Origin of the sequence: Zooshikella ganghwensis DSM 15267 (assembly GCF_000428585.1) — a bacterium.
GTDB classification, from domain to species: Bacteria; Pseudomonadota; Gammaproteobacteria; order Pseudomonadales; family Zooshikellaceae; genus Zooshikella; species Zooshikella ganghwensis.
Map to the genome: position 1 here is coordinate 1 of NZ_AUAF01000200.1, position 6629 is coordinate 6629.

Annotated in this window: 12 protein-coding genes; all 12 read left to right on the forward strand. The window is 46.9% G+C overall.

The features are described from left to right. The first annotated feature begins 119 nt into the window (after nucleotides 1-119). The 12 genes from F607_RS0123620 (at nucleotide 120) to F607_RS36235 (ending at nucleotide 6612) form a co-directional block, all read left to right on the forward strand. Nucleotides 120-1133, forward strand: coding sequence for a phage major capsid protein, P2 family (locus F607_RS0123620; protein ID WP_038292147.1), 1014 nt, complete (start codon nucleotides 120-122; stop codon nucleotides 1131-1133). A 2-nt stretch (nucleotides 1134-1135) separates the two neighbouring features. Beyond that, nucleotides 1136-1807: a phage terminase small subunit gene (gpM, locus tag F607_RS0123625; RefSeq protein ID WP_027710037.1), complete on the forward strand. Its 672-nt coding sequence runs from the start codon at nucleotides 1136-1138 to the stop codon at nucleotides 1805-1807. A 100-nt stretch (nucleotides 1808-1907) separates the two neighbouring features. Continuing rightward, a complete protein-coding gene (locus F607_RS0123630; protein ID WP_027710038.1) occupies nucleotides 1908-2366 on the forward strand; it encodes a head completion/stabilization protein in 459 nt (152 codons plus the stop codon). Then, on the forward strand, nucleotides 2363-2815 hold the full coding sequence (locus F607_RS0123635) for a phage tail protein (protein WP_027710039.1): 453 nt from the start codon (nucleotides 2363-2365) through the stop codon (nucleotides 2813-2815). The genes F607_RS0123630 and F607_RS0123635 overlap by 4 nt, the downstream gene beginning before the upstream one ends. Beyond that, complete coding sequence (locus F607_RS0123640) at nucleotides 2799-3461, forward strand: hypothetical protein (protein ID WP_051311777.1); 663 nt, start codon at nucleotides 2799-2801, stop codon at nucleotides 3459-3461. Before F607_RS0123635 ends, F607_RS0123640 begins: the two co-directional genes overlap by 17 nt. 4 nt (nucleotides 3462-3465) lie before the next feature. Further along, nucleotides 3466-4581 (forward strand): DUF2586 domain-containing protein, encoded by a 1116-nt coding sequence (locus tag F607_RS0123645; protein ID WP_027710041.1) that lies wholly within the window; start codon nucleotides 3466-3468, stop codon nucleotides 4579-4581. Next, the gene (locus F607_RS0123650; RefSeq protein ID WP_211233705.1) at nucleotides 4581-5027 is read left to right on the forward strand and encodes a phage protein; all 447 of its coding nucleotides are present in this window, start codon (nucleotides 4581-4583) and stop codon (nucleotides 5025-5027) included. The genes F607_RS0123645 and F607_RS0123650 overlap by 1 nt, the downstream gene beginning before the upstream one ends. A gap of 2 nt (nucleotides 5028-5029) precedes the next feature. Beyond that, complete coding sequence (locus tag F607_RS0123655) at nucleotides 5030-5404, forward strand: D-Ala-D-Ala carboxypeptidase family metallohydrolase (protein ID WP_084611395.1); 375 nt, start codon at nucleotides 5030-5032, stop codon at nucleotides 5402-5404. Nucleotide 5405: 1 nt separating this feature from the next. Beyond that, on the forward strand, nucleotides 5406-5894 hold the full coding sequence (locus tag F607_RS0123660) for a hypothetical protein (protein ID WP_038292148.1): 489 nt from the start codon (nucleotides 5406-5408) through the stop codon (nucleotides 5892-5894). Continuing rightward, nucleotides 5875-6171 (forward strand): hypothetical protein, encoded by a 297-nt coding sequence (locus F607_RS0123665; protein WP_027710045.1) that lies wholly within the window; start codon nucleotides 5875-5877, stop codon nucleotides 6169-6171. Before F607_RS0123660 ends, F607_RS0123665 begins: the two co-directional genes overlap by 20 nt. Then, nucleotides 6164-6448 carry a putative phage tail assembly chaperone gene (locus F607_RS0123670; RefSeq protein WP_027710046.1) on the forward strand — a complete coding sequence of 95 codons (285 nt, stop codon included), beginning with the start codon at nucleotides 6164-6166 and terminating at the stop codon, nucleotides 6446-6448. The genes F607_RS0123665 and F607_RS0123670 overlap by 8 nt, the downstream gene beginning before the upstream one ends. Nucleotides 6449-6471: 23 nt before the next feature. Continuing rightward, entirely contained in the window at nucleotides 6472-6612 is a 141-nt protein-coding gene (locus tag F607_RS36235) for a DUF6890 family protein (RefSeq protein ID WP_420864449.1), read from the forward strand. The last annotated feature ends 17 nt before the right edge of the window (nucleotides 6613-6629 follow it).

Sequence of the window (6629 nt, forward strand, 5' to 3'; positions counted from 1 at the left end):
TTTAACAGCCTTAAACAGTCCCTCACCCAGCTGGAAAATGTCGTGAAGCAGTTCAGCATGGAAGGCACGTACATCCCTGAGAACGAAGGCCCTGCCGAAGAACATGACGAGGTGCTGTAATGCGTCCAGAAACGATTCAGCAATTTAACACTTTAAAGCGTAATATGGCGCGTACTTACAATGTACGTAATGTGGCGCATAAATTTAATGTTGCACCGTCCATTGAACAAAAACTCAATGATGCGATTGTCGCCACCAATCCCATGTTGCAAAAAATCAATGTGCTACCTGTCAATGAGCTGCAGGGCGAAAAAGTCTTTTTAGGGGTGGCCAGTGCGGTGACAGGGCGCACCAATACCAAAAAACAAGACCGTGTCCCGCGTAACCTGGTGGATCTGGATAATGACGGTTACCAGCTCTATAAGACTGAATCTGATGTCTGTATCAGCTACGAGCAAATGGATGTGTGGGCCAAGTTTAAAGATTTTGCGTCACGCTATAGCCGAGCGGTACAGCATCGTATGGGCGTGGATCGGATTATGGTCGGTTGGTATGGCACCAGTGTGGCGACGCAAACGGATTTAGCGGCGAACCCCCAGTTACAGGATGTGAATAAAGGTTGGCTGCAGATCATGCGAGAGAAAGCCCCCGATCAAATCCTTCACAAAGACGATCAGGGTAACCCGATTATTTTGGGGGATGATTATGCCAACCTGGACGAACTAGCCACGGATTTAAAATACATGATCGGTGAACCCTTTAAAGCGGATCCTGATTTAGTGTTTTTAGTGGGCAGTGATTTATTGGCACATTATCACTTACGGTTGTATCACGCCCAGGGTGAAACCCCATCTGAAAAAGAAAAAGTGGAAAATCAGCAAGTGATCAAAACCTTTGGCGGATTGCCTTCTTTTTCATTTCCGGGCATGCCACCTCGGTTGGCGATGGTCACCAGTTTTAATAATTTATCGTTGTATTTTCAAAGCAGCTCCTGGCGTAAGCAGGTGATGGATAATCCCCGTCGCGACCAGGTGGAAGATTATAATTCACGGAACGAGGGCTATGTCGTCGAGCAATATCAAAAAGTGGCGTTTGTTGAACCGGATAAACTGAAGTTTAAAGGTGAATCGTAACCATGTTGAGCTTAGCGATGCGGCAAAAGCAACGACAAGCGGATGCCATCCAGATGGCTGAACGGGTGCCGTATAGTCCAGAAACCGCGTTTGCCACACTGGCGAATGCTAAGCAGCTCTGTCAATTGCAACTGCGTGGTTTACGGGTGGATTTGGGCGAGCTTAAAAAACTACAAGGTTATCAAGCCAAAGCGGATTATAAACGACAACTGATTCCTAAGTATCAGGATTATATTCAACGGTATTTAGCGTCCGGTTGGGAACACCCAAATGAGGTGTTGGTGTATGTGGTGATTTGGCTGTTTGATACCAATCAGCTATTCGACGCCTTAGAACTGGCGACCATTGCAATTCAACAACAACAGCCAATGCCTGAGACGTTTCGGCGTCGAGAGATGGCCACCTTTGTCTGTGATGAGGTGTTAAAAGCTTTAGATCATCGTATCGAGGATTCGGAGACGATTTTTGATTGGGTATTGGAGTATTTACTGAACGGCACCTGGGATGTCATTAAGGAAGTGAAAGCGCGCTTTTATAAAATTGCAGCCTCGAAATTTGAAGCAAATAACCAATTAGACGATGCGTTAGTGTTTTATGAAAAAGCCCATGAAACTTGGGAAAAAGTGCAGGTTAAAACCAAGCTCGAAAAATTACGCAACAAATTAACTAAATAAATAAAGCTCCCCGCACCCGACCGGGCCGCACCCTTAAAAAAAGAAACGTGCTTTTATTTTTTAATCGGTGCTGTGCCCTGGTCGTTTTAAAAGGCTTTGTATGAGCATTCACGACAGTTTATATCAACCCGCGACCACTGACATCACCAGTGATGAATTTTTTCCAACGGTGTCCGTAGGTGACTTTCAGCAGCTATATCGGCTGCATGAATACACAGAAGATTTAATTGAAAGCGAACTGATTCAGGCAGTCATCACCATTAATGGACAGCTGGAAACCTTTAAAACCCAAGTCATCAGCAAAGGCTATCTGTCCTTAGCCGAGCGCCCCAGCACCACCGTAAATGGCGAACATCGTGACTGTTTTTTATATCAGCGGGCGGTGATGTGCCTGGCCAAAGCCAATGTGCTGAAGCAATACCAAACGATTTTTAGCAGCGATAAAGCCGAGCATGTCGCTAAAACCAATGACGACACCTACGGCTTTTGGTTGGCGGCGTCGCAACGTGCGCTGTGCCAATTGCAAAGCGAGTTATTTATTAGCGCTGAATTATTATGAAAAAACTCACGGCCTTTAAAGAGTATTTACTGGATTTAAAACTGGTCACCCCGGAAAAACTGGAAGCCTATCCAGAAAATAATCAGCTGGACATTCTTACCAAGCCGGGCGAGCAAGGTTTGGAAATGGCCCAGGTCAGCTATGATGCCGTGTTTGAATTAAACCTGGTGAAAGCCAGTTATACGGCGTTGGTCGCCATTGTCAGTGGTTGGCTGGCCGAGCATGACCAGGCACGTAATCAGCAGGATGTTGATAAACCCGAGTTTGAGTATGAGCTGACGGAAGAGGGGTTAGTGGATGTACGCCTGATGATTCCTTTTTGTGAGTCGGTGTGTTTAGTAGAGAAGGAGCAAGGTCCGATTCATTATGCAGGGAAACGCTGGGATACCGGGGATTATGATTTATGGATTGCTGAAAGCGGTGAGGTGACCGATGCCAGCACCCGCTAATCCTATCAGCGTTAGCCACAATGGGTTATCCGTCCGTGAGCAATTCGCCGTACTGCAACTGTCGCCCAGTGATAAACGCAAAGCCTTACTCAATGCCGGTAAAGCCGTGCGTAAGCACAGCCGCCAGCGTATTCGCCAGCAAAAAACACTCTCGGGCCAAAACATGGCCGCCCGTAAAAATCGACGTAAACGTAAAAAAATGCTGCGCGGATTATCTCGCACCATGGGCATACAGGCGAACGCAAACCGGGTAGTGATCGGTTGGCGTAATCCGGTAACGGGGGCCATTGCCAAACGGCAACAGGAAGGCTTAAGCCAGACCATGAGTAGCCGTGACTTACCAAAAATAACACGGGCGACGTATGACGAACCCTGCCCGAAAAACATCGCACGGGCGTTAATCCGAGCCGGTTTTACCATCAAACGTAAACGCGGCAAAGGCCATAAACGGCCTAGCCTGGCGTGGATTACCGAGCATTTAACCTTTGGTATGGCGGGCGCGATTTTGCGGGAATTAACCGATAAACCCCAGCAATCCCGCTGGCGTATTCCCCTGGCCGCACGGCCTTTTTTAGGGGCGACGAATGACGACATTTATCAAATACTGGACGCGCAATTGCGTGAATTCCTACAGGCAATGAGGTGATGACATGGCACTGGGCAAGGTCACGGTCAATAACTTAAATCTTTTTCAAGGCCCGATTACGGCGATTGAACGGACCTTTTTATTTATCGGGCCAGCGCCGCAGCGTCATGGTGATGTATTGAGTATTAATAGCCAAACTGAGCTGGATACGTTATTGGGTGAAGCGGATTCTGATTTAAAAAGCCAATTAATTGCCGCCAAAGCTAATGGCGGACAGCACTGGTCGGCGTATGCGGTGCCCTTAGCCGAAGGCGGTACCTGGCAAGACGCCTTTGAGCTGGCCATGGAACAGGACGTTTCTCCGGAAGCGGTGGTGGTTACCACACCGGTGGCCAATCAAACGGATCTGCAAGCGATGTATGCGGCGTCATTATCGGCTATTAACAAACACGGGCGCCGTATGATCTTTATGGCGACGACGCCAGGCATTACCCCTGAACAAACCTGGTCCCAGTATTTAGCGGCCCAAAAAGCCCTAGTGATTTCCGTGGCGGCCCCTCGGGTTTGTGTGGTGCCCCAATTACACGGCAATAATGTCGGTGTGCTAGCCGGCCGACTCTGCAACAGCAGCGTGAGCATTGCTGACAGTCCGATGCGGGTGGCGTCGGGACCATTGATCGGTTTAGGCCCTGTCCCGAAAGATAAGGAGGGCATGGCGCTGCCCAGTGCCATTATCGTTGAGCTGGACAAAATACGGCTCTCAGTACCACAAACCTATCCCGATTATCCGGGAACCTATTGGGGTGATGCCAGCCTGTTAGAGCAACCTGGCGGTGATTATCAGGTCATAGAACATTTACGCATCGTTGATAAAGCCGCTCGCCAAATACGGCTGTTAGCGATCAGTAAAATAGCCGATCGCTCACTCAATAATACCGATTTATCAATTGCCTGTAATAAAAATTATTTTATGACGCCCTTGCGGCAAATGAGTAAATCGGTGCGTTTTATGGGGCGTATTTTTCCGAATGAAATTCACCAACCTACGGATAGTGATATTGAAATTATTTGGAAAAGTAAAACCGACGTTGAAATTTATTTAAGCCTTAAACCCTATAACGCCCCTAAATCCATCACCGTGAATATTGCCTTGGATTTATCCAATAAAGAGGACAAATAATGCGTATTTCGGGAAAAAGTTTTGATATTACCCTCGGTGATGTGATGCTGCATGTCGAAAAAGCCTCACTGGATATCACCGATAACCGTTCACCCGTTTATAACCACGGCGTGCCCAATGGCTACGTCGACGGTGATGTGGAAGCCTCTGGCGAGCTTGAAGTGGATGCCCAGAATTTCCAGCTGGTTTTGGATGCCGCGAAACAAGCGGGAAGTTTTCGAGGACTGGAACCCTTTGACATGGTGTATTTTGCCAAAACCGGTGACGAAGAATTACGGGTAGAAGCGTTTGGTTGCCTTATTAAAGTCACCAATTTGCTGGATATCGACAGTAAGGGCGGCGAAAAATCCGTAATTAAATTGCCCTTTGCCGTCACCAGTCCGGATTTTATTAAAATCAATGGCGTGTCGTATTTACGCCCTGAAGAAACCGAGAATCTGGTGTAATCATGGCCTACTCATTTTTTTCTGACCGAGAATTAACCTGTCGTTGTGGCTGTGGTCAACAACAGATGCAGCCTGACTTTATGTCACGACTGATTGAGCTGCGGATATTGTGTGGCTTTCCGTTACCGGTTACCAGTGGCTACCGCTGTGCCAATCACCCCGAAGAAAAAAAGAAAACCACACCCGGTGCCCATAGTCTGGGCTGTGCGGTGGATATTGCCTGTCAGGGTGAACAGGCCGTGATCGTGTTAAAGCACGCCTTGGATCTAGGCTTTACCGGCATTGGCATTAAGCAAAAAGGTGGCAGCCGTTTTATTCATTTAGATATGGCCCCCAAAACGACCACCCGGCCTAGGCCCTGGATTTGGAGTTATTAACATGCTGCAAGGACTCGCCGCAAAACTAACGAATTTAATCGGTGGTGGTTTAGTGGATAAGGTGGTGGATACCGCGGTTAAATATTTTCCGCCCGATGTTTCACCGGAACAACAACAGCAATTTGCCTTGGAGTGCCGGCAACTTGAGCTGAAGTATGCCCAACAGCAACAACGCTTAATTAACCAAGCAGAAGCCTTACTCACACAGCGTATTAGCCAGCTGGAAGGTACGGCCCAGGATCTCTTAGCATTACCCGTCATTGGTCGGCTGTTGCTGTTTCTGCGCGGGGCACAACGTCCGGTCTGGGGTTTTGCCACCTTGTACCTGGATTGGTGTTGGTTTGCTACCTGGCAACTGACCGACCAACAAGAAACTGCTTTGACATTGATTAATGTGTTAGTGCTTGGTTTTTTATTTGGCGAGCGGGCCATTAAAAATGTCATGCCTTTAATTATGCAGGTCACGCGTCATGCTCGAAAAGCACCCTGAATTACGCCATAAATTATTTATGTCGTTTGTGGGTTTGTTTGTGACCCATTTAATTGCCTGGAATGTGTATATCTACAGCCAAATGAGCAGTAATCAGCGTGAATTTCTCATTCTGAAGGCCTGGATTAACGAAAACTTTGCTAAGAAAACCACGATTAAAAGCTTAGAAACAAAAATAGACAGTAAATTCGAAACGATCACCCAACGTTTTGACGACATTAATAAACGTCTGGATTTTATTATTTTATTAAACCAAGGGAACCCCCACGATGAGTGAACAAAAATATACCTTAACCATTAACGATCAAGAACTCACTTTTGTGATTACCGTGGAGAATTTTAATTATTTCGTCGGTGGTGTGAATCAAAAAAATAAGCTGTCGATGGCACATAATTTTTGTATGCAAACAGTAGTTGAGAACGATAAAGACGCATTAAAAGCATTATTAAAACTACCTTCTGTCAGTATACAAATTGCTGAAGCTTTAATAGAAGCCTATGTGCCACAAGTGAATATCATGGTAAAGCCTGTACCGACTACAGCGAGCAACTAGCGACTAACCATCTATCACAGCTGATCTGGCTCGCTAAAAAACACTTTCCTCATGAGCCAGTGACGGCCGAAACGATGGGCGCGGCCTGTTTTTTTGAGCACGATTATTGGGAAAAAATGCAAATCGCTGTGGCCAATGGCATTGCCAAAGCATTTAAAGGGTAAGGATGTATGGCCCAAAC

What these genes read in the sequence shown, in the direction of transcription:
- gpM (WP_027710037.1), top strand. Translation starts at nt 1,136, where the DNA reads ATGTTGAGCTTAGCGATGCGGCAAAAGCAACGACAAGCGGATGCCATC.
- F607_RS0123620 (WP_038292147.1), top strand. Translation starts at nt 120, where the DNA reads ATGCGTCCAGAAACGATTCAGCAATTTAACACTTTAAAGCGTAATATG.
- F607_RS0123650 (WP_211233705.1), top strand. Translation starts at nt 4,581, where the DNA reads ATGCGTATTTCGGGAAAAAGTTTTGATATTACCCTCGGTGATGTGATG.
- F607_RS0123635 (WP_027710039.1), top strand. Translation starts at nt 2,363, where the DNA reads ATGAAAAAACTCACGGCCTTTAAAGAGTATTTACTGGATTTAAAACTG.
- F607_RS0123630 (WP_027710038.1), top strand. Translation starts at nt 1,908, where the DNA reads ATGAGCATTCACGACAGTTTATATCAACCCGCGACCACTGACATCACC.
- F607_RS0123660 (WP_038292148.1), top strand. Translation starts at nt 5,406, where the DNA reads ATGCTGCAAGGACTCGCCGCAAAACTAACGAATTTAATCGGTGGTGGT.
- F607_RS0123645 (WP_027710041.1), top strand. Translation starts at nt 3,466, where the DNA reads ATGGCACTGGGCAAGGTCACGGTCAATAACTTAAATCTTTTTCAAGGC.
- F607_RS0123670 (WP_027710046.1), top strand. Translation starts at nt 6,164, where the DNA reads ATGAGTGAACAAAAATATACCTTAACCATTAACGATCAAGAACTCACT.
- F607_RS0123655 (WP_084611395.1), top strand. Translation starts at nt 5,030, where the DNA reads ATGGCCTACTCATTTTTTTCTGACCGAGAATTAACCTGTCGTTGTGGC.
- F607_RS0123665 (WP_027710045.1), top strand. Translation starts at nt 5,875, where the DNA reads ATGCTCGAAAAGCACCCTGAATTACGCCATAAATTATTTATGTCGTTT.
- F607_RS0123640 (WP_051311777.1), top strand. Translation starts at nt 2,799, where the DNA reads ATGCCAGCACCCGCTAATCCTATCAGCGTTAGCCACAATGGGTTATCC.